At 72.0% G+C, this 21059-nt stretch carries 18 protein-coding genes, 1 tRNA gene and 2 pseudogenes; 15 read left to right on the top strand and 6 right to left on the bottom strand.

Going from position 1 to position 21059, the window contains the following annotated elements; genetic code table 11:
- Positions 1-1780 precede the first annotated feature (1780 nt).
- From ACFV9J_RS14160 to ACFV9J_RS14110, 11 genes are all read left to right on the top strand, one after another.
- Positions 1781-2593 carry a hypothetical protein gene (locus ACFV9J_RS14160; RefSeq protein ID WP_385353865.1) on the top strand — a complete coding sequence of 271 codons (813 nt, stop codon included), beginning with the start codon at positions 1781-1783 and terminating at the stop codon, positions 2591-2593.
- A gap of 89 nt (positions 2594-2682) precedes the next feature.
- Positions 2683-3105, top strand: coding sequence for a phage tail protein (locus tag ACFV9J_RS14155; RefSeq protein WP_003974727.1), 423 nt, complete (start codon positions 2683-2685; stop codon positions 3103-3105).
- A 28-nt stretch (positions 3106-3133) separates the two neighbouring features.
- On the top strand, positions 3134-3856 hold the full coding sequence (locus ACFV9J_RS14150; RefSeq protein WP_385353863.1) for a LysM peptidoglycan-binding domain-containing protein: 723 nt from the start codon (positions 3134-3136) through the stop codon (positions 3854-3856).
- On the top strand, positions 3856-5790 hold the full coding sequence (locus ACFV9J_RS14145) for a VgrG-related protein (protein ID WP_385353861.1): 1935 nt from the start codon (positions 3856-3858) through the stop codon (positions 5788-5790). The genes ACFV9J_RS14150 and ACFV9J_RS14145 overlap by 1 nt, the downstream gene beginning before the upstream one ends.
- A gap of 31 nt (positions 5791-5821) precedes the next feature.
- Entirely contained in the window at positions 5822-6274 is a 453-nt protein-coding gene (locus tag ACFV9J_RS14140) for a GPW/gp25 family protein (RefSeq protein ID WP_003974730.1), read from the top strand.
- Positions 6274-8232, top strand: coding sequence for a putative baseplate assembly protein (locus tag ACFV9J_RS14135; RefSeq protein ID WP_385353858.1), 1959 nt, complete (start codon positions 6274-6276; stop codon positions 8230-8232). The genes ACFV9J_RS14140 and ACFV9J_RS14135 overlap by 1 nt, the downstream gene beginning before the upstream one ends.
- 59 nt (positions 8233-8291) lie before the next feature.
- A complete protein-coding gene (locus tag ACFV9J_RS14130; protein ID WP_385354097.1) occupies positions 8292-8801 on the top strand; it encodes a phage tail protein in 510 nt (169 codons plus the stop codon).
- On the top strand, positions 8798-10195 hold the full coding sequence (locus tag ACFV9J_RS14125) for an NADase-type glycan-binding domain-containing protein (protein WP_385353856.1): 1398 nt from the start codon (positions 8798-8800) through the stop codon (positions 10193-10195). The genes ACFV9J_RS14130 and ACFV9J_RS14125 overlap by 4 nt, the downstream gene beginning before the upstream one ends.
- Positions 10196-10328: 133 nt before the next feature.
- Positions 10329-11975 carry an alpha/beta hydrolase gene (locus tag ACFV9J_RS14120; RefSeq protein ID WP_385353854.1) on the top strand — a complete coding sequence of 549 codons (1647 nt, stop codon included), beginning with the start codon at positions 10329-10331 and terminating at the stop codon, positions 11973-11975.
- Between the two features lie 155 nt (positions 11976-12130).
- Positions 12131-12376 (top strand): hypothetical protein, encoded by a 246-nt coding sequence (locus ACFV9J_RS14115; RefSeq protein ID WP_385353852.1) that lies wholly within the window; start codon positions 12131-12133, stop codon positions 12374-12376.
- 29 nt (positions 12377-12405) lie between these two features.
- The gene (locus tag ACFV9J_RS14110; RefSeq protein WP_385353850.1) at positions 12406-12996 is read left to right on the top strand and encodes a hypothetical protein; all 591 of its coding nucleotides are present in this window, start codon (positions 12406-12408) and stop codon (positions 12994-12996) included.
- Positions 12997-13053: 57 nt separating this feature from the next.
- Here the strand turns inward: ACFV9J_RS14110 and ACFV9J_RS14105 are convergent.
- A tRNA-Thr gene (locus ACFV9J_RS14105) sits at positions 13054-13128 on the bottom strand.
- 177 nt (positions 13129-13305) lie between these two features.
- Here ACFV9J_RS14105 and ACFV9J_RS14100 point away from each other — a divergent pair.
- From ACFV9J_RS14100 to ACFV9J_RS14085, 4 genes are all read left to right on the top strand, one after another.
- Positions 13306-14706 carry an RNA-guided endonuclease InsQ/TnpB family protein gene (locus tag ACFV9J_RS14100; protein WP_385353848.1) on the top strand — a complete coding sequence of 467 codons (1401 nt, stop codon included), beginning with the start codon at positions 13306-13308 and terminating at the stop codon, positions 14704-14706.
- Positions 14707-15037: 331 nt separating this feature from the next.
- A complete protein-coding gene (msiK, locus tag ACFV9J_RS14095) occupies positions 15038-16174 on the top strand; it encodes a diacetylchitobiose ABC transporter ATP-binding protein MsiK (protein WP_385353846.1) in 1137 nt (378 codons plus the stop codon).
- A 222-nt stretch (positions 16175-16396) separates the two neighbouring features.
- On the top strand, positions 16397-16852 hold the full coding sequence (locus tag ACFV9J_RS14090; protein ID WP_109035804.1) for a hypothetical protein: 456 nt from the start codon (positions 16397-16399) through the stop codon (positions 16850-16852).
- 274 nt (positions 16853-17126) lie between these two features.
- Positions 17127-17864, top strand: a complete 738-nt coding sequence (locus tag ACFV9J_RS14085) for an NDP-sugar synthase (RefSeq protein ID WP_385353844.1) — start codon at positions 17127-17129, stop codon at positions 17862-17864.
- 26 nt (positions 17865-17890) lie between these two features.
- Here ACFV9J_RS14085 and ACFV9J_RS14080 read toward each other — a convergent pair.
- The 5 genes and pseudogenes from ACFV9J_RS14080 to ACFV9J_RS14060 all read right to left on the bottom strand — a co-directional run bounded on the left by ACFV9J_RS14080 (position 17891) and on the right by ACFV9J_RS14060 (position 20990).
- A pseudogene (locus ACFV9J_RS14080) lies at positions 17891-18475 on the bottom strand (contact-dependent growth inhibition system immunity protein).
- A gap of 12 nt (positions 18476-18487) precedes the next feature.
- Positions 18488-18707, bottom strand: a pseudogene (locus tag ACFV9J_RS14075) (hypothetical protein).
- Between the two features lie 13 nt (positions 18708-18720).
- Positions 18721-19182: a hypothetical protein gene (locus ACFV9J_RS14070; RefSeq protein ID WP_385353842.1), complete on the bottom strand. Its 462-nt coding sequence runs from the start codon at positions 19180-19182 to the stop codon at positions 18721-18723.
- Positions 19183-19575: 393 nt separating this feature from the next.
- Positions 19576-20466, bottom strand: coding sequence for an NmrA family NAD(P)-binding protein (locus ACFV9J_RS14065; RefSeq protein WP_385353840.1), 891 nt, complete (start codon positions 20464-20466; stop codon positions 19576-19578).
- Between the two features lie 83 nt (positions 20467-20549).
- Positions 20550-20990 carry a MarR family winged helix-turn-helix transcriptional regulator gene (locus ACFV9J_RS14060; RefSeq protein ID WP_385353838.1) on the bottom strand — a complete coding sequence of 147 codons (441 nt, stop codon included), beginning with the start codon at positions 20988-20990 and terminating at the stop codon, positions 20550-20552.
- Positions 20991-21059 lie beyond the last annotated feature (69 nt).

Genomic DNA, 21059 nt, shown 5'->3' with positions numbered 1-21059 from the left:
CGCACCGCCCGGCAGCGGCAACCCGTCGCCCACCGCACCGACGGGCGGCGCCTCCGCGTCCGGCACACCACCGGTCCAGCGCACCGCCGCCCGACCGGCCAGCCCCGCACCGGACAACAGCACCACGCCCACCCAACGGCCCACCCCACCGACGAACCGCGCCTCCGCGCCCGGCACACCACCGGTCCAGCGCACCGCCGCACGACCGGCCAGCCCCACACCGGACACCCCGGTACGACGCGACGGCACCCCGCGCCCCGGCGGCCCGGCAGCCACCGCACCGGACAGCGGCACCACGCCCGTCCAGCGGGCCACCGCACCGGCCGACAGCGGCGCCGCACCCGGCACGCCCCCGGTCCAGCGCGCCGCCACTCGCCCGTCCGGCTCCCCGGCACAGCCCGGCAGCGGCAGTCCGGCGGCCACCACACCGGGCGACAACTCCACGTCCACCGCCCCGCCCGCCCAACGGGCCACCCCACGACCGTCCGGCGGCAGCGGCCCGTCGCCCTCCGCACCGGCCGACAGCGGCACCGCATCCGGCACACCCCCGGTGCAGCGCACCGCCGCACAGCCGTCCGGCACCGCGCCGACCGACGCCGCGGGCAACGGCCCCGCGTCCACCGCCCCGGCACGGCGGCCCGCCGTACGCCCCGGCGACAGCCCGGCGTCCGCACCGGCGGGCAGCGGTGCCACGGCCTCGACGCCGCCGGTGCAGCGTGCCGTACGCCGCACCGACGGCGGCCCGACTCCCCCGGCGGGCAACGCCGCACAGCCCGACCGCCCCGCCTCCGCCGGTGACCGCCGGACCGGTTCGCCAAAGACCACGCCCGGCGCCCCGGTGCAACGTGCTGCGGCACAGCCCGAGCCGGGGTCCGACGCCCACGCGCGGACGGTCACGCCCGCGTCCGGCACCCCCTCGGACGCGGCGCGGGGGCAGGCCCCGGTACGCCGGGCGGAGTCCCGGTCCGCCGCCACCCCGGCGGGCAGCGGCACCCCGCCCACCGGCGGCACAGCGTCGCCGTCGCCGTCGGCGGGAGCCACCCCCGTCGGTCCCCCGGTCCAGCGAGCCGTGGCACCGGCCGCCGAGTCCGGCGGCGACACGGCGGCGCCGTCCGGCGCACGCCCCACCGGCACCGGTGACGCCACCGGAGGCGGGCGCCCCTCGGCGACCGCACCCGGCGTTCCCGCCACCCCGGCCGGCCAACCCCCCGTCCAGCGCCGGGCGTCGGCCGCCCAGCCGTCACAGCCCGTGCGGCCGCCCTCCGCGCAACCGGGCGACGCACCACTACCGCCGGTCCAGCGGGCGCCGGAGCGGCACACCGACGGCCCGATCGCGGCGCCCTCCGCCACCCCGGCGGCACCGGCGGAGCCGTCGGCACCGACCGACCCGAGCCCCGCCGCCGCGGTCACCGCACCCGCCTCGCCCACCACGCCCGCGGCCCGTACCGCGCCCACGCCCGCCGTACCGCTGTCCCGGCCGGAGACCGGCAGGACGACAGCACCGGCGGCCCCCGTGCAGCGCAGCGCGGCCGGGCGGCGTCCGGGACTCGGCGCGCCCACCTCGTCCGGCCCGGTCAGCGCCGTACGTCCGACCGCGACGGCGGCACCGGCGGCGGCACAGGCACCGGCACCCACGTCCCCGGCCGCCCCGGCCGGGGTGCCCGCGCGTCGTTCTCCGCTCGGCGCGCCCCTCTCCGCGCCCCCGCCCGCCACCACGTCGCTCACCACGTCGCTCACCAAGCGGTCCCCGGCTCCCGCGTCCGCCACGACCGGGGGCGACGTGCTCCCGCCCGTCCAGCGGGCCACCGCCCAGGCCTTCGCGCCCGCGGCACCGCCCTTCACGACCACGACCACAGCCGCCGCCACACCCGCGGGGGCACCGCCCTTCGCCGCCCCGGCCACCCCCGCCGTACCGCCCTTCGCGGCAACGGCCCCGGCGACGGCCCCGGCGGCGCCGCACCCCACGCCTCCGCCGCTGCCCGGTGGCGGCGGGGCGACGCCTCCCGTCGTCCAGCGCGCGCCCGCCAAGGCCGTACCCCTGCGCAAGCCCGTGTCCCCCGGCGCCGCCACCGGAGCCCTGCTCCCGGTGGCCCCGCTCACCCCGCCCCGGCCGTCGGCGGCCCGGCCGGAGATGCCCGTCGCCCCGCAGGCGGCGCCCGCGGACACCACGCCGGACGCCCTCGCCCCGGCCGGCGCCGGGGCCGCCGACATGCCGCCGGTCCAGCGGTTCTCCTTCCGCCGTTCCCGCCGCGCCGGACACACCACCGCCGCCCTGGCCTCCGCCGCGGCCGCCACCGTGGCGGACGACCTGTCCCGGCTGCACACCCCGTCGTCCCGGCCCGCCCCGGACGAACCGCCGCCCCCGTACAGCGACCCCCCGCCCCCGTACGAGGCGGGCGGGGGCGCACGGCCCCCCGAGGAGCCCCCGCCCGGGTACACGGCGGTCCCCGAAGGCGGGCTCGACCCGCGGCAGCTCACCGACTTCCAGCTCGACGAACTGGTGCACCGGATCATCGGCCGCGTCACCCGTCTCGTCCGCACCGAACTGCGTATGGACCGCGAACGGATCGGCAGACTGCGCGACCCGCGCTGACCGGACCGCACCGGCCCCGCCGGACGGCCGGACCGCACCGAGGGCCACGCCCGCCGCCACCGCTCCCCGACAAGAAAGGTCGACCCCCGATGACCCGTAAGGACCCGGGCTCTTCCATCTGGTTCAGCCTCGCCATCGACGGCGAGAGCCTCGGCTACTTCAACGGGTGCGAGGGCCTGTCGACCCAGGTGGAGGTGGAACAGCGCCAGGAGGGCGGCAACAACGGCTTCGTCTGGCAACTGCCCACCCGCGTCACCTACTCCAACATCCGGCTGACCCGCCCCCTCACCCCGGACACGGCGAAGGTCGCCAAGTGGATCTCGTCCGTGCAGACCGGCATCCAGCGGCCCACCGCGCAGATCTCCGCCCTGCGCGCGGACGGGTCGCTGGTCGCCCGCTGGGGGCTGATCGACGTCCTGCCCGTCAGCTGGCAGGGCCCCAGCCTCGACCCCGGCAGCGCGTCCGTGGCCAACGAGGTCCTGGAGATCGCCCACCACGGGTTCACGGACTGACGGCGCCGCGGAGCAGAGAGGAAGAACCATGGCCAAGAGCAGCAAGGGCGCCGGCAAGAGCCTCGTACGCGCCAACCTCGCCATCCACGAGCCGCCCACCGGCAAGTCCGTCTCACCCGGTGCGCTGATCAAGCGGTTCCCGTTCGAGTTCAACCCGGCGCAGTTGTCGATCAGCCAGCGCTCCAACTGGAAGGCGACCCCGACGGCGGCCATCCGCAAGGCCGCCAAGCCGCAGTTCCAGGGTGCCGAGCCGCGGGAGATGACCCTGGAGATCTTCCTGGACTCCTCCATGAAGCCCGGCGGCAACACCGTGATGAAGAAGGTCGAGTCGCTGCTGGTCTGCTGCGAGGTCACCGCCAAGAGCCTGGCCGCCAAGCAGCCGTCACCGCCCTGGGTGATCTTCGAGTGGGGCTCGTTCTCCACGGCCCGGTTCAACGCGTACGTCGCGTCCATCGAGACCCAGTACACGCTCTTCGGCACCGCCGGCGTCCCCATCCGCGCCACCTGCCAGATGGCCCTGGTGGAGATTCCCGGCCCGACCCCGAGGCAGAACCCGACCTCCGGCGCCCTGACCGCCCAGAGCGTGCACCGGGTCGTCGCGGGTGACTCGCTCCAGTCGCTGGCCTGGAGCGAGTACGGCAGCGCCAACGCGTGGCGGGTGATCGCCGAGGCCAACGGCATCGACGACCCGTCCCACCTGCCGACCGGTACCGAACTGATCCTGCCGGCCACCGAGGAGGTGCCTCACTGATGGTGCGCCGCGCCTTCTCCAGCATCGTCGAGGTGAAGATCGGTGGCGCCCCGCTGCCCGACACCGTCGCCCCGATGCTCACCGACGGCTGGGTCGACCAGGGCGTCAACGTGCCGGCGGCGTTCCGGCTCACCTTCCGCGACCCCTACCACCGGCTCCTCGGCGACCTGAACGTGCAGTTCGGCACCAAGGTCGTCATCACGCCGATCGCCGACGGGCAGGGCAAGAACAACCCCCTGCTCACCGGTGAGGTCACCGGCCTGGAGACCGACTACGACGGCACCGGCAGCTTCACCGTCATCCGCGGCTACGACTACGGGCACCGGCTGATGCGCCAGCGCCGCGTGGCCGCGTACCGCAACCAGAAGGCCTCCGACATCGCCCGCAAGCTGGTGAAGATGGACGGCGTCTCCGTCGGCCGCATCCAGGCGACCAAGGGCACCTACGGATTCATCTCCCAGTCCAACGTCACCGACTGGGACTTCCTCGCCCGGCTCGCCGACGAGAGCAAGATGATCATGTATCTGGACTCCAAGGGGAAGTTCCGGTTCGTCACGCCCAAGCCGTCGGCCGGCGCGCCCTCGCCGAACACGGACGGCGACCAGAGCACCTTCGTCCTCCAGGCCGGGCACGACATCCTGCGGCTGCGGGCCGCCGTCACCGCCGCCGACCAGATCGGCAAGGTCGAGTCGCGCGGCTGGAACGTCACCACCAAGAAGAAGATCACCGAGGTCGCGCCGGCCACCACCGACCCCGGTATCAAGATCAAGTGGACGCCCGGCACGGCCGCCGGCAAGTTCCAGCCCGGCAAGCTCGTCGAGACCGCCAACCCGTACGACAAGCAGGACGAGGTGCGGAACGCCGCGAAGGCCCTCGCCTCCGACGTCACCGCCTCCTTCGCCGAGCTGGAGGTCGCCGCCAACGGCCACCCCGACCTGCGGCCCGGCGTCCCCGTCGCCCTCACCGACGTCGGCACCCCCTTCGAGGGCAAGTACACCGTCACCTCGGTACGCCACCACTTCGGCGACGGCGTCCCCTACGAGTCCTGGGTCACGGTCAGCGGACGCCAGTGGCGTTCCCTGTACGGGCTCACCTCGGGCGGCGGCGGCGGCACGGACCCGGCGAGCGCCGCCCGGCTGCCCAGCGTCGCCAACGCCATCGTCACCGACGTACAGGACCCCCTCAAGCAGGGCAGGGTCAAGCTGCAGTTCCCGTGGCTCGACGACAAGTACGTCAGCGACTGGGCGCGCAGCGTCCAGATGGGCGGCGTGGCGGGCGGCGGCATCTTCCCCATGGACGTCGGCGACGAGGTACTGGTCGCCTTCGACCGGGGGGCGCTGGACCACCCGTTCGTGATCGGCGGCCTCTACAACGGCCGGGACGTGCCGACCAAGAGCGACGTGCCGCTGCACGACGGCCTGAAGAAGAAGGCCGTACGGCACACCCTGTCCGACCGCCAGGGCAACCGGGTCGACCTGCTCAGCCAGCGCACCGGCGGACGCAAGCAGGGGGTGCGGATCGCCAGCGGCAACGACCGGCTGACCATCAACCTCGACCGCACCAAGACCGAGATCACCGTCGACAGCAAGGGCTCCGTCAGCATCACCGGCAGCCGCTCGGTGTCGGTGGAGGCGGGCGGGCGCCTGTCGCTCACCGCCGGACGCGCCCTGAACATCAAGAGCGGCGGCCCCCTCACCATCCAGGGCGGCAGCTCGGTCAACATCGGCAGCCCGGGCGCGGTCGGAGTGAACGCGGGAGCCGCCCTGAACCTGTCGGGGACCGCCGCCATGAACCTGATCAGCGCCGTCACCAACATCACCGGCGGCGTCAGCCTCACGCTGAACTCGCCCATGACGAAGGTCACCGGAGCGAGCTTCGCGGTCCTGGCCCCCTCGTTCAAGGTCAACACGATCCCCACACCCGGCGCGGCATGAACCGTCCCCGAGGAAGCCAGGAGGTCCTCTGATGGCCGAACAGTTCGTCGGCTCCGGCTGGTCGTTCCCGCTGCGCATCGGGCCCACCGGCGGGATCGCCCTCGTCAGCGGCGAGCAGGAGGTGGAGGAGGCCATGCGGCTCATCCTCGCCACCGCGCCCGGTGAGCGGCCGATGCGCCCCGAGTTCGGCTGCGCCATCCACGACCTCGTCTTCGCCCCCGTCAACGAGCAGACGGCGGGCCGGATCCAGCACGAGGTGTATGTCACCCTGGACCGCTGGGAACCACGCATCGAGGTCCACGACGTCGACGTCACCACCGGCGAGGAACAGAACGTCCTCTTCATCGACGTCCGTTACTCGATCCGCGGCACCAACAACCCGCGCAGCCTCGTCTTCCCGTTCTACGTCATCCCCTCCCACGACGAGCCCGACCTCCCCGACGCGCCGGCCGGCCTCCCGGGCTCTCCCGAAAGCGACCGCTGATGCCCCTGCCCTCCCCCAACCTCGACGACCGCCGCTTCCAGCAGTTCGTCGACGATGCCAAGCGCTACATCCAGCAGCGCGCCCCGGAGTGGACCGACCACAACGTCTCGGACCCCGGCGTCACGCTCGTGGAGACGGTGGCCCACATGGCCGACCAGATCGTCTACCGGCTCAACCGGGTCCCGGACAAGAACCACCTCGCCTTCCTGGACCTGGTCGGCATCACGCTCTTCCCGCCGTCGGCCGCGCGCACGGACGTCACCTTCTGGCTGTCCGCGCCGCAGGAGGACGCGATCCTCGTCCCGGTCGGCACCGAGGTCGCCACCCTGCGCACCGAACGCGACGAGGCCGTCGTCTTCGCCACCGAGCACGATCTGCGCATCGTCCCGTGCGCGATGGACCGCCTGGTGACGCAGGTGCGCGGCGAAGCCGTCAGCGACCGCACCACGGACCTCGCCGAGAGCAAGGACGTGCTGTGCTTCGCCGAGGCGCCGGGCCCCGGCGACTGCATGCTCATCGGCCTCAGCGCCGCCGTCCCGGACTGCGCGCTCGCGCTCGAACTCGACAGCCGCGTCGACGGCGTCGGTGTCGACCCGCGCCAGCCGCCGCTGGTCTGGGAGGCCTGGACCGAGGACGGCTGGCAGTCCTGCGAGGTCGACCGCGACGGCACCGGTGGTCTCAACCGCCCCGGCGACGTCGTGCTCCACATACCCGGCGGCCACGTGCTGTCCCGCAACGGCGGCCACGAGGCCGGCTGGATCCGCTGCCGGGTCACCGAACCGCTGAGCGGCCAGCCCTTCTACACCACCTCGCCGACCATCCGTTCCGCCGAGGCCTACACCATCGGCGGCACCACCGGCGCCATCCACGCCGAGACCGTCCACGACGAGCCCCTCGGCGAGTCCACCGGCCTGCCCGGCCAGCGGCTGAGGCTCGAACACGCCCCCGTCGTCGCCGGCGAACCGTCCGTCCTGCTCCAGACCGCCGCCGACGACGGCTGGCAGGACTGGCAGGTCGTCCCGCACTTCTCCGGCTCCCACCCCGGCGACCACCACATCACCGTCGACGCCACCACCGGCGAGATCGCCTTCGGCCCCGCCGTCCGCGAGGCCGACGGCGCCCTGCGCCAGTACGGCGCCGTCCCGCCCAAGGGTGCCGTCGTCCGCGCCCGCCGCTACCGCACCGGCGGGGGCAGGGCGGGCAACGTGGCCCGCGGCGCCGTACAGGTGCTGCGCACCTCCATCCCGTACGTCTCCGAGGTCGTCAACCGCGAGGCCGCCCTCGGCGGCGTGGACGGCGAGACCATCGAGGAGGCCAAGCTGCGGGCCCCCATCACGCTGCGCGCCCAGGAACGCGCCGTCACGCTGCGCGACTACGAGGAACTCGCCCGCCGCGCCGCCCCCGAGACCGCCCGCATCACCTGCCTGGAGGGCGCGGAGAACGAGTACGGCGCCCACGCCGTCCGCGTCCTCGTCGTCCCCCAGGCCGTCCCGGACCCCGGCGGCCGCCTCCGCTTCGAGCAACTCGTCCCCGGTGACGCCCTCCTGAACCGCATCACCCGCCACCTCGACGAACGCCGCCTGATCGGCACCCGGCTCGCCGTCGGCCCGCCCTACTACCAGGGCGTCACCGTCGTCGCCACCGTGCACGCCTTCCGCGACGTCGACGCCGACCGGGTACGCCGGCAGACCCACGACGCCCTCTACCGCCACCTCGACCCGCTCACCGGCGGCGCCGACGGCAGGGGCTGGCCCTTCGGACGCCCCGTGCAGACCGGTGAACTCTTCGCCGTCCTCCAGCGCGTCCCCGGCGTCGAACTCGTCGACGAGGTGGTCCTGCACCCGGCCGACCCGCTCACCGGCAAGCGCGGCGACCCCACCAACCGCATCGACCTCGACGCACCCGCCCTGGTCTTCTCCTACGACCACCGGGTCCGCGTGATCGGGGACGGCGCGTGACGTCCGCCTCGCAGCGGGGCTCCGTCGACGGACTCGGCTCGTCGCTGCCCATCGCGTCGATGCTGCCGGCCGTCTTCGCCGACGACGACCTCGCGCTGCGCTTCGTCGCCGGGCTCGACGACGTCCTCGCGCCCATCCTGAACGTCCTGGACTGCCTGGACACCTACTTCGACCCCGCCCTCACCCCGGCGGACTTCGCGCAGTGGCTCGGCACCTGGGTCGGCGCGGAGACCGACGGCACCGAGGCCGAACCGATGCTGCGCGCCGCGGTCGCCGCCGCCGCCCGGCTGCACCGCGTACGCGGCACGCTGCAGGGCCTGTCCGAGACCGTCCGGCTCGCCTTCGGTGTCGCGCCGGAGATCACCGAGAGCGGCGGCGCCTCGTGGAACGCCCGGCCGCTCGGCCCGTTCCCCGGCCGCCCCCGCCCGCGGCTGCACGTCGCCCTCCGGCTGCCCGAACCCAGGCCCGTCGACGTCCACCGGCTGGACGCCCTCGTCGCCGCCGCCCGCCCCGCCCACATGCCCTACACGGTCGAAGTGACCGCCTCCGAAAGGACCCCGGAGAGATGACCACGCAGAACTGCGCCGAGTGCGGGACCCCCGCGGAACCGGGCCAGTCCTTCTGCGACGCGTGCGGCGCCGTACTCAGCTGGGACCAGGCCGGTGCCGCCCGCACCGCGCGGCCCGCCGCCGCCACGTCCGACCAGCGCCCCGGCTTCGACGCCTTCGCGGGCGCGGGCGTGCCCCCCGCCCGCACCGGCCGCCCGGCCACGGCACCCGCCGACGAACCGACCGGCGCCATCGGGGAGAACCCGACCCTGCCCCAGCCCCGCCGTCCGGCAGGCACCCCGGCCGCGGACGCCGCGGCCGGCGCCGGGGACACGCCCGGCACGGGGAACACGCCGGGCGCCGCGACCCACGGCGCGGGAGCCGCCGCGGGCCCGGACGCCACTCCGGGAGCCGCCGCCCACCCGGCGCCCGGCACCGACGAGACCGCCCCCACCGCCCCGGTGCCCTCCGCGGCCGCCTCCGCGCCCGCCCCGAACGCGCTCACCGACACCATGTCCGACCGGGCCCGCTCGCTCCTCGTCCCCGTCGCCGACCCCGAGGCACCCGCCCCGGCGGCGCCCCCCGCCGTCGCCCCCGTCCTGCCCGGCCGCCCCGACGCGGACCGGCCGCAGGTCCGCGCCCCCGGCCACCAGCCGGACATCGCCAACGGCCCGCCCTGCCCGTGGTGCTCCACCCCCAACCGCCCCGACCGCCACTACTGCGCCCGCTGCGCCATGCCCCTGGTCGCGAGCGGCGACCAGGCCTCCGTGCGGGCCCCCTGGTGGCGGCGGCTCTTCGGCGGACGGCGCCAGGAGACCCCGTGGGCCGGCGACCGTCCCCGCCTGCGCCGCGTCTTCGACCGCATCGGCACCTGGATCACCCTCGCCGTCCTGGCCACCCTGGCCGTCCTCGGCTTCATGTACATCCCCGACGGCGTCCAGAACACCCGCGACCACTTCGCCAAGCGCGCCCCCGTCTCCCCCGACGGCATCAAGGCCTCGCGCTCCTTCCCCGGCCACAATCCCGAGCTCCTCATCGACAAGCTCAGCAACACCTGGTGGGGCCCGGGCGTCACGGAGTCCGGCCAGGGCCAGTGGATCGAGGCCACCTTCACCGAACCGACCCGCCTGCTGGACGTGATCATCACCCCCGGTGTCTCCTCCAGCGCCAACAAGCTGCAGGAATCCGCCCTGCCGCACCGCATCAAGGCGACGATCACCATGAAGGACGGCTCGATCAAGACCCGCGACCTCACCCTCGACCAGGGCGCCGGCGGCCAGCGACGCCCGTTCCGCGTCGGCGAGGTCACCAAGGTCCGCTTCACCGTCGAATCCGCCCACGCGGCGTCCGCCAAGAAGCAGGTGGCCATCGCCGAGATCGAGTTCTTCGGCCCCTCCAGCGCCAACCGCTCCTGACCCCGCCCGGGGCCCCGCCACCGCACACCGGCCCGAACCGGCGGGGCCCCGCGCACCCCCGGAAGCAGCCACGCCCCCACCCGAACGGACGCCACACCATGCGCCCCCCTCCGGGCCACCGGAGGCTGAGGCCATGCCCACAGCACGAGCGATATCCACCGCCGTCCTGCTGTCCACGGCCACCCTGCTCGCCTCCTCCCTGACGGCCTGCGCGCCCACGGACCGGGCCGGCGACCGGCAAGGCGACACCGGCGGCACCACCACCGACGCACAAGCCCTGAACGACCTCCGCGCCCAGTCCCCGCACTGGCGGGACTGCCCCGCCCCGGCCCCGATCCAGGGCGGCGGCGAAGCCCCCGGCGCGCTCCCCGACGGCACCCCGTGGCAGTGCGCCACCCTGCGCACGCCGTTGGACTGGAAGAACCCCTCCGGCCAGACCATGGACCTCGCACTGGTCCGGGCCCGCACCAGCGGCACCCCGGACGACCGGATCGGCTCCCTGCTCTTCAACTTCGGCGGCCCCGGCGGCTCCGGCGTCGCCACCCTTCCCGGCCTGGCCGCCGACTACGAGAAACTCCGCACCCGCTACGACCTCGTCAGCTTCGACCCGCGCGGCGTCGGCAACAGCGGCGGCGTGCGCTGCCCGGACACCGGCCTCCCCGACGAGGACGAGATCGACAACATCCCCGACGACGGGGACGACGAGACCAACGCGCTCGTCCGCTTCAACCGGGAGACCGCGGCCGCCTGCGAGAAGAACTCCGGCGACGTCCTCCCCTATGTCGGCACCACCCAGGCCGCCCAGGACATGGACCTGATCCGCCAGGTACTCGGCGACGAGAAGCTGCACTACCTCGGCATCTCCTACGGCACCGAACTCGGCGGCGTCTACGCGCACTTGTTCCCCGAGCGCGTCGGCCGCGCCGTACTCGACGGTGTCGTCGACCCGACCCACGACATGATGGAGGAGGCCCTCGCCCAGGCCGGCGGCTTCCAGCTCGCCTTCGAGCACTTCGCCGCCTGGTGCGCCCGGCAGGGCTGCACGCTGGGCGAGGACGCCGAGGACGTCGTGGACCTCGTCGTCGGCCTGGAAGCGGCCCTGGACGACACGCCCCTGCCCACCCCGGACGACGGCGAACTCGACGGCGACGCCCTCGTCGCGGCCGTCACCGGCGCCCTCTACCGGCAGGACTACTGGCCCGCGCTCCGGGTCGGCCTGGAAGCCGCCGCCGACGACGACGGCGACGTCCTGCACGACCTCGCCGAAGCCCTCGGCCAGCACGGCACGGGCGGCGACACCGACGACACGACCGACGACACGACCGACGAGGAAAGCAACGAGGACGACGCCTTCAGGGCCATCACCTGCGACGACTCCAGCAGCCGCTACACCGTCGCCGACGTCCTGTCCCGCCTGCCGGACTTCCTGGAGGCCTCCCCCCTCTTCGGCCCCGGCCTCGCCTGGAGCACCCTGTCCTGCACCGGCTGGCCGGTCCCCGGAGCGGCCCGGCACCCCGAGGTCAGCGCCCCGGGCGCGCCCCCCGTCCTCCTCGTCGGCAACACCGGCGACCCCGCCACCCCCTACGAGGGCGCCGCCCGCATGGCGCGGCGCCTCGGCGAGAAGGTGGGCGTCGAGCTGACGTACGAGGGCGAGGGCCACGGCGCCTACGACAGCGGCAACACCTGCGTCCAGAACGCCGTCGACGCCTACCTGCTCGACGGCAGGCTCCCCGCCCCCGGCACGGTCTGCGAGGCGGAGCCCCTTCCGGAGGGCAAGTAGGACCGGCCAGGAACCATGCCCTCCGCAGTGACACCCCCACACCCGGATCCGTAACGTCATGTACACGTACACATACACGCCGGGACGGAATCCCGCGAACAGCGGGACTGGGAGGGGGCGCCGTGATCGACGCTGTGACAGGAATCCTGACGCAATTGGCCAGCGGGGCGGTCACCGCCGTCGGCTCCGGCACCGGCCAGACGATCTACGCGATGGTAACGGACCGGCTCTCCCGCACGGAGGAGGGCCGCGCCGCACTACGGGGGCTGGACACGGACCCCGGAAGCCCGGAAGCCAGACGGCGGTTACGGGCCGCGCTCTCCGACGAGATCGACGCCGACGAGGAGTTCGCCCACAGCCTCTCCAGCGCTCTGGGCGCCATGACGCCTGCTCCACAGTGAAGGGGCACAACACCTTCTCCCTCGGACCGGTGACCGTCAACAACACGCGCAACGCGCGGTACTCGTTGACCGCGGCCGCGCTGGTGCTCGTCACACTGCTCGTCCTGGGCGTCTACGGCACCGTGCAGGTCGTCACGGGGGACGCCCCGCCGACCACCCGCACGACTCCCACCACCCCTTCAGGGCAGTGGGCGGACGGAAGCGCGGGGCTCGCGGGCGCACCCGAGGAAACCGACGCTTCGACGGACACCGTCCTGTCCCGCCAAGACGTGTACCGGGCGTTGCCGGGTTGGACGCACACCAACGTGACCTTCGAGATCATCAGCTTCCAGGACGAGGGGATCACACGCGCGGTGCTCGCCGAGCCGCCGACGGACCCGATCCGGACCATCGACGTCGAATCCATCGGCGACGGCAGCGTCTTCCAGGAGCGGGAGAGTCCGACCAGGGACACCAAGCGGTTCTTCGGCATGGTCCGCGTGGGCACCGCCGTCGGAACCCTGGACTTCGAGACGGAGAACGCAGAGGACGAATTCGTCGCCGCCGACTACCTGCGGATGCTCGGCGAACGGCTGCACCAGGCGATGTCCGGACAGACCGTGAACGCCTCAGCCGGCTGAACCGCCGAGGCAACGCAAAACCCCAGACCAGAAGTCATCTGACCTGGGGTTTCTCTGAGCCCCCTGTCGGACTCGAACCGACGACCTGATCATTACAAGTGATCTGCTCTGGGCCATCTGAGCTAAGGAGGCATCGCGTACAACAACGCCGTACGCGCAGGCGGCTCCACTGTACACAGCCCCGTTTCCCCGAGCCACGAACTTCCCCTCTCCACCCGACGCCACGACAGACCGTAACGATCCGTGCACCCGTTCGTTGATCGGTCTGACGTGCTGTTCCGAAGATCGGATCGTCGGGGAGGAAGATCCATGGGGGAGACGGCGGAGAAGCCGAAAGCGGTCCAGGGTGAGGAAGCCGCGCGCATCAAGCGCGAGACTCTCGGCATCGGTGACCGCCGCAAGCACCACACCCGCAAGGCGACCGCGCTGAAGGGTCGCGTCAAGAACGCGGACACGCACCACCGCCTCTACCGCTTCCGCTGCTATCCGACCGAGGAGCAGACGCGGCAGTTGCAGCGGACGTTCGGAGCGTGCCGGTGGGTCTACAACGAGGGGCTGGCACTGCGGTCGGGGGCTTGGGAGCGGCACCGGGTCAGGGTGGGGTTTGCAGAAACGTGCCGGGCGCTGACGGGCTGGAAGCGGCGTGAGGAGACGGCTTGGCTGGCAGAGGTCTCGTCGACTGTGCTGCAGCAGTCTCTGCGCCACCTGGACCAGGCGTTCGGCCGGTTCTTCAAGGGTGGAGCGAAGTATCCGCGGCCGAAGAGGAAGGGGCGTTCGCGGGACACGGCGACGTTTGCACGGACGGGTTTCAAGTGGGTCGAGGATCCGGAGCGGCCGGGTACGGGGCGGATCACGCTCGCGAAGCAGTCCAGGTCGTTGGACATGCGGTGGTCGCGGGCGCTGCCCGCCGGTGTGGTCCCGGTGCGGTTGTCGGTGACTCGGGATCGGGCGGGGCGGTTTTTCGTGTCCGTGTTGGTGGAGGAGTACATCGCTCCACTCCCGATGGCCCTGGTGTCCGGTTCGCCGGAGCCGAGGGCGGCTGGTGTCGATGTGGGGTTGGCCTCGCTCGTCACGTTGGACGACGGGACGAAGCTTGATCACCCGAGGTTGCTGAAGCGGTACGCGGAGAAGCTGGCGCGATTGCAACGGGAGCTGCACAGGAAGGCGAAGGGGTCGAGGAACCGGAACAGGGTGAGACAGGAGATCGCCCGTCTGTACGCGCTCATCACGGACGTGCGCAAGGACATGCTGGACCGGCTGACGACCCGCCTCGTGCGCGAGAACCAAGTGCTCGTGGTGGAGGATCTGTCGGTGGCGACGCTGTTGCGTGCGGCCCGGGGTAGAGGCAGGAGGCGGAAGGCGAAGCTGAACCAGGCGATCGTGGATGCCTCGTGGGGCGAGTTGCTGAGGCAGTTGCGTTACAAGTGCGAGTGGTACGGGCGCACGCTGGTCATCGTCGACCGTTTCTTCCCCTCGACCCGACGCTGCTCGGCGTGTCATTGCAAGGGCCCGAGGCTGGACGTCTCGGTCCGCGAGTGGACGTGCATCGAGTGCGGTGTGCCGCATGACCGGGACGTGAACGCCGCCGTGAACCTCCGGGACGAGGGGGTGCGCCTGTACTGGCTGGTGGCGTCGGGGCTGCCGCCGGGCAGGAGGCCGCCAGCGGTGATCAAGGCGTCCGAGTTGGAGGAGTGTTTCCTGGCCGCGTAGCAGCGGCTGGTGCGGTACGGACCGACGGGCCGTCGGCCGGAATGCCTGTGGAGCCCGTGTAAGACCGGTCGGGTGCGGCTCGTGAGGGCCGTGCGCGGGTGGCGGTGGGCGATGAAGCAGGAAGCCTTGCGGCGCGGTCAAAAGTGCGGTGCTCTGCCTCAGAGCCCCCCGCCTCGAAAGTTTCAGCGAAATTCACCGACTCCCAGCTACTGACAGATCAGGTGAACGCCGGGTACCGTCCTGCTCAGCTTCACCCGTGTGGACTACACCACCACCTTCCTACAACGGATCGTCCGGCACGTTCCTGCCGGTAGAAGGGGGCCCATTCATCATGGCCACTGTTACGTTCGACAAGGCGACCCGTGTGTACCCGGGTTCCACGAAGCCCGCCGTCGACGGTCTCGACATCGACATCGAGGACGGCGAGTTCCTCGTCCTGGTCGGCCCGTCCGGTTGTGGCAAGTCCACCTCGCTTCGGATGCTCGCCGGGCTCGAGGACGTCAACGGCGGTGCCATCCGCATCGGTGACCGCGACGTGACGCACCTGCCGCCCAAGGACCGGGACATCGCCATGGTGTTCCAGAACTACGCGCTGTACCCGCACATGTCGGTCGCCGACAACATGGGCTTCGCGCTCAAGATCGCCGGCGTCAACAAGGCGGAGATCCGGCAGAAGGTCGAGGAGGCCGCGAAGATCCTCGACCTCACCGAGTACCTGGACCGCAAGCCGAAGGCGCTCTCCGGCGGTCAGCGCCAGCGTGTCGCGATGGGCCGCGCGATCGTGCGTGAGCCGCAGGTGTTCCTCATGGACGAGCCGCTGTCCAACCTGGACGCCAAGCTCCGCGTCTCCACCCGTACGCAGATCGCCTCGCTCCAGCGCCGTCTGGGCATCACCACCGTCTACGTCACCCACGACCAGGTCGAGGCCATGACGATGGGCGACCGCGTGGCGGTCCTCAAGGACGGTCTGCTCCAGCAGGTCGACACCCCGCGGAACATGTACGACAAGCCCGCGAACCTCTTCGTCGCCGGCTTCATCGGCTCCCCGGCCATGAACCTGGTCGAGGTGCCAATCACCGACGGCGGCGTGAAGTTCGGCAACAGCGTCGTCCCGGTCAACCGCGACGCCCTGAAGGCCGCCTCCGACAAGGGCGACCGCACGGTCACCGTCGGTGTCCGCCCGGAGCACTTCGACGTCGTGGAGCTGAACGGCGGCGCGTCCAAGACCCTGTCGAAGGACTCGGCGGACGCCCCGGCCGGCCTCGCGGTCTCGGTGAACGTCGTGGAGGAGACCGGCGCCGACGGCTACATCTACGGCACGGTCGACGTCGGCGGCGAGACCACGGACCTCGTGGTGCGGGTCAGCAGCCGCGCGGTGCCGGAGAAGGGCGCGACCGTCCACGTCGTGCCGCGTCCGGGCGAGACGCACGTGTTCTCGTCCTCCACGGGCGAGCGCCTCACCGACTGAGAAACCACGCGACCGGGTGATTTCACCCGCGTTGACGAAAAGAGCCCCGCGGCCTGCTGCGGGGCTCTTTTCGTTGTCGACAAATACCCCGGCACAACGGACGTTTCGACCGGTGTTCGTCAATCTCCTATCCCGTTCACGGCCGCTCTTCATCCCCCGATAGGGTGACTAAATGTCGCCAAATCATTACCGGGCGCTACCCTCACTCGCGTGAAGCACTCCGTGAAGCACTCCACCACCCGACAGACGCGACGCGGCCGGGGCCCCGCCCGCCGGATCGGCCGCTCTCTCGCCTTCGTCCTGCCCGTCGTCCTGGTGCTCTCCGGGACTCTCGCGGTCACCCGCGTCAACTGGTCCGGGGATCCCTCGGACTCGGTGCTCGCCGCGTCCGAGGCCACCTCGCCGAAGGCCTCCTCCGCCCGAGCCGCCCGCGCCCCGCACGAGGTGCTGCGCGACCGGCTGCTGACCGAGCTGCAGGAGGAGGACCCGGGCGTCGCGCTGACCCACCTCCAGCAGGCGGTGAACGAGCGCCCGTCGCTGGCCGACCACTGCGCGACCATCGCCCGCGCCCTCGGCCGCGCCGCGGTGAAGGTCTACGGCCCGACGCGCGCCCAGTCCTACGCCCGCCCCGTCTGCGACACCGCCTTCGCCTCGGGCGTCCTGGCCGCGCACAGCTAGGGCCTGTCTGACAATTCCCGTCTGCCGCGCGACGCCATGCACGCTCCCCCACTGCCTCAAGGGCGTGGGAGGTACCCCCACTCGCCGCACCGGCCCCAGACCCGAGTACGGCCAGTACGCGGGTCTGGGGCCGGCACTCCCCCAGCCTCCGGCCGGGGGGACCCCCAGAGCACGCACCTGACGCCGCGCGGCCGCCCTTCGGGCGACGACGCGAATTGTCAGACAGGCCCTATCACCCTCCGGAGGCGCGTGGGGCGCCGCGTACAGTTCGGGCATGACCGATCCGAGCGCCGCGTCCCGCCGCCCCGTTCAAGCCGTCGTCCTGGCCGGCGGGCAGGGTTCCCGGCTGCGCCCGTACACCGACGACCGGCCCAAGCCGATGGTCGAGATCCCGGGCACCGGGACGCCGATCATCGGCCACCAGCTCGCCTGGCTAGCCGAGGAGGGCGTCACCGACGTCGTGGTCTCCTGCGGCCACCTCGCCGAAGTCCTTCAGAAGTGGCTGGAGAGCGCCGACCTGCCGCTCTCCGTCACCACCGTCGTGGAGACCGAGCCGCTGGGCCGAGGCGGCGGCCTCAGGTACGCCGCCGCCCACCTCCCGCACCCCGACCGGCCCTGGTACGCCACCAACGGCGACATCTGGACCCGGTTCTCGCTGCGCGACATGGCCGACTTCCACACCGAGCGGGACGCCGTCGCGACCCTCGCCCTGGCCCGCCCGCGGCTGCCGTGGGGCGCCGTGCAGACGGACGGCTTCGGCCACATCACCGACTTCATCGAGGCGCCGCCGTCGACCTTCGAGATCAACGCGGGCGTGTACGTCTTCTCGCCGGAGTTCGCCGCGATGCTCCCGGAGCGCGGCGACCACGAGCGCACCACCTTCCCCCGGCTGGCCCGCGAGAACCGCCTGGCCGGCTTCCCCATCCCCCAGGGCTCCTACTGGCGCGCGATCGACACCGCGAAGGACCTGACGGAGGCGGCCAGGGAGCTGGAGGCGCTGGGCGGCCGCTGAGCGGCCCGGCTGCGCCTGCGCCCACGTCAAGGACTGGTGGGCCCAGGCCCGTAGTCCGCCTTGAAGCCGCCGAGACCGTCCGCGAGGTGGACCAGCCAGCCGCTCGGGGAGTGGTCCCGGGGCGGGTCGACCTCCATGCCCAGCTCGGCCAGGGCGAGGGCGTAGTCGGACTCCTCCAGAGCGAGGGCGAGCAGTTCGCGCAGCTCGCCCGTGAGGCGGGCGACCAGCTGCGGATCCGTCGCAGCGCCGTAGTCGCGTACGGCCGCGTCGTGGTCCGGGAACTCGTCCTCCTCGATCGACCGCTTCAGGTGGTCCGCGATCACGAAGAGCCAGTCCTGGATCTAAGACTGGGGCAGTCCGACGTCCGGCACGGGGTAGAACTCGCCGAGGCGCTGGCGCAGTTGGGCCAGCGGGTTGCGGGCGCACTCCCGGATCTGCCGTTCGGCCGTGGCCAGAGCCCAGGGACGGGTGTGCCAGGTGTGGCGCAGGTAGGCCCGGAAGGCGTCACTCGGCCTGTCCGGCTCGTCGTCGGCCGGCATGCCGGTGTACGCGCTGATCGCCTGGTCCAACTCGCCGTAGCGACGGTCGAACTCGAGCGGCTTCATGGACACGGCGCTGGACCTCTACAGGTAGATCGGGACGGTGGTGAGCACACGAAGCCGTGCGGGCTGCTCTGCTCCCGCCTGAGGACGACACGCGCCGCGCGCACATCGACGGGCTCACGCCCGGCAAGCATCATCGCCTGCAGCAGCGATGTATCTTCTGCTCGTTGGCGGTCACCACCTGCTGGGTGGCCCAGTGGGCGGTTTCGCGGTCGGGGTAGGTGGCGGATCTGGTCAGCATGGGTTGCTACCTCTCAACGGGGATCGAAGGACCAAATCAGGCCAATTTCGTCACCAGATACCGCGAGGAGCCCGAAGTCCCAGGCGTACTGGGACATCGGCCAACAACCGGAAACCCGCTCGTAGAAGTCCGGATCCTCACCGCCATGACTGGTGTTGGTGAAGAATGCCGATCCGCCGGGAAAGCGCGAAAGGATCACCTCCGCGTGGCGTTCCATGCCGGCTCTGCGCTCGGCAAACCCACGTTGCCGAGGCACGTTCATCTCATTGGTGGCCAGCATGACAAGGAGACGAACCACCGAACGGCGTGGGATCTCGTACAGTCCCCTGCGCCACTGCGCTGCGCCCTCTTCGTCCACCGGCGGAACGCGGAACGGGAAGGCGGGGTCCTCCAGCAACTCCGGTTCCCCCACTTCGGGGTCGTCGCCTCGCCACCCCCGGGGGTCCGCCACCCCCCTGCGCATGATCGCGGCCACGTCGGGCAGCCAGTCCTCCCCGGTCCGCGACCCCACAGCGACGAATGAGTACCGATGGCGATACATTTCGACCGCCCTCGACCACGTGCCGGCATCCAGAGACACCGGCGGTCCACACGTCGGATCGTGGTGGGATTCGCTGTGCATCCGGGGCCTCTCACTTGGGCATCGAACTGAAGACGATGTAGGGCGGGTTCAAGTCTGGTGACCGCGTCTCCAACGAGAGGCCCCTGGACGGGGATGGACTTCGTCTCGATCTCCTTCGTCGGGTTCGGTGGGTCCCCGTTCAGCCACTCATCGATCTCAGCGCTTCACCCGTTGGCGGATGAGTTGCCGTGCCCAGCGCCCCGAGTCCCTGGGCACGGTCGCGGGGCGTTCATCGCGGCCGGAGGCTCAGGAACCAGCCACGTTGGTGCGCGCGGTCCAGCCGGTGGCTCGGATCCACTCGGCCAGGTCCAGGGTGGCCGGCTCGATCGAGCGCACCACCGCGGGGTCCGAAGGGTGTTCCGCCGCCTTCGCGAACTCACGGAACATCACCTTGTCGAGGTCGGTGGGAAGCACGCTCAACGGGACGGCCTCGTACCGTGCCGGGAGCCCCGCGCGCGCGCCGAACGCCGCGGCGATCTGGGGGCCCGTCAGCTCGTCGCCGACGAGCTCGACGGCTCCGCCGGGCGCCTCCGCGATGTCGAGCAGGAGTGCGGCGGCAACCCGGCCGATGTCCCTGACCGAGATCATCTTCAGGGCGACGTCCTCCGGCAGCGGCAGCCTCAGCACGATCTCCCCATGCTCCAGGCTCGGTGCCATCACGCTCGCGAAGTTCTCCATGAAGGCGGTCGCGCGAACCATCGAGGCCCTGAGGCCGGACTTCCTCAGGTGCTCCTCGATCGAGTGCTTCGAGTCGTGGTGCGGCACACCCGACTCCCGGTCCGCTCCGAAGACCGAGTTGAACACGACGTGCGGGACGCCCGCCTCGACCGCCGCGTCGACGAGCGCGGTACCGATGCGGATCTCCGCATCGACCTCTTCGAGGCTGTTCGCCTCCGGGGTCATGAAGTAGAACCCCTCGACCGTCGCCAGCGCGGCGGTCAGCGACGCCGGGTCGTCGGCCCGGACGGCCGTCAGCTCGACGCCGCGGGCGGCCAGTGCCTGAGCCCGGTCGGACTGCGGGTTGCGGACCAAGGCCCGCACCCGCGCCTTGTGGTCCAGCAGCGCGTCGACCACCGCCCCGCCCTGTTGCCCCGTCGCACCGAAGACGGCGATCGTGCCGGTCGTCTGTGTCCTCATCGCTGCCACCCTTTATTAGTTCACGACATGAACGACATTAGTTCACGGCATGAACATCGTCAAGGTGCGGGCGTAGCAGGACCTCACGGTGCGATGGATTGGTTCGATGCGGGTGAAGAGAGGTCCGAGGTGTCCACGATGGCGGTGGCCACGCGCTCGAAGTCGCGCTGATCGTCGGCGTCGAGGTTCTTCGCGATCTCGGGCAGGCGCTTGGCGATCTCGGCGTAAACGGCCTCGGCGAGCACCTTCCCCGCGGGCGTCACACTGAGCATGACGACCCGTCGGTCCTGCGCCGAGCTTGCCCGGCCGACCAACTCGCGCCGCGCGGTGCGATCGACCAGCTGGCTCAAGGCGTTCTTGGTCATACCCAACGACGCGGCGAGGTCAGCCATCCGCCGCGGCTCGTTCCTGACTGCGCAGAGGAGCGTGGCCTGCGAGGGGGTCAGGTCGAACCCTGCGCAGACCTGCGCGTACTTGCGTTGAATCACGACCGAGAGCCAGAAGAGCTTGTCGCCATAGTCCACGCCGACCTCCCCGGTCCGATGATGAACAATCAGCCTACTCGTCACATACCGGCAGGCCACGCCACTCAC

It is taken from the genome of Streptomyces sp. NPDC059906, from assembly GCF_042730645.1.
GTDB lineage: Bacteria > Actinomycetota > Actinomycetes > Streptomycetales > Streptomycetaceae > Streptomyces > Streptomyces rubrogriseus.
The sequence above is the reverse complement of the archived record's forward strand: the minus strand, read 5'-3'. Positions and strand labels throughout refer to the sequence as shown.

Coding starts and splice junctions, on each gene's coding strand:
- ACFV9J_RS14125 (WP_385353856.1), top strand. CDS start 8,798: ATGACCACGCAGAACTGCGCCGAGTGCGGGACCCCCGCGGAACCGGGC.
- msiK (WP_385353846.1), top strand. CDS start 15,038: ATGGCCACTGTTACGTTCGACAAGGCGACCCGTGTGTACCCGGGTTCC.
- ACFV9J_RS14140 (WP_003974730.1), top strand. CDS start 5,822: ATGGCCGAACAGTTCGTCGGCTCCGGCTGGTCGTTCCCGCTGCGCATC.
- ACFV9J_RS14150 (WP_385353863.1), top strand. CDS start 3,134: ATGGCCAAGAGCAGCAAGGGCGCCGGCAAGAGCCTCGTACGCGCCAAC.
- ACFV9J_RS14100 (WP_385353848.1), top strand. CDS start 13,306: ATGGGGGAGACGGCGGAGAAGCCGAAAGCGGTCCAGGGTGAGGAAGCC.
- ACFV9J_RS14085 (WP_385353844.1), top strand. CDS start 17,127: ATGACCGATCCGAGCGCCGCGTCCCGCCGCCCCGTTCAAGCCGTCGTC.
- ACFV9J_RS14120 (WP_385353854.1), top strand. CDS start 10,329: ATGCCCACAGCACGAGCGATATCCACCGCCGTCCTGCTGTCCACGGCC.
- ACFV9J_RS14065 (WP_385353840.1), bottom strand. CDS start 20,466: ATGAGGACACAGACGACCGGCACGATCGCCGTCTTCGGTGCGACGGGG.
- ACFV9J_RS14130 (WP_385354097.1), top strand. CDS start 8,292: ATGCTGCCGGCCGTCTTCGCCGACGACGACCTCGCGCTGCGCTTCGTC.
- ACFV9J_RS14135 (WP_385353858.1), top strand. CDS start 6,274: ATGCCCCTGCCCTCCCCCAACCTCGACGACCGCCGCTTCCAGCAGTTC.
- ACFV9J_RS14145 (WP_385353861.1), top strand. CDS start 3,856: ATGGTGCGCCGCGCCTTCTCCAGCATCGTCGAGGTGAAGATCGGTGGC.
- ACFV9J_RS14155 (WP_003974727.1), top strand. CDS start 2,683: ATGACCCGTAAGGACCCGGGCTCTTCCATCTGGTTCAGCCTCGCCATC.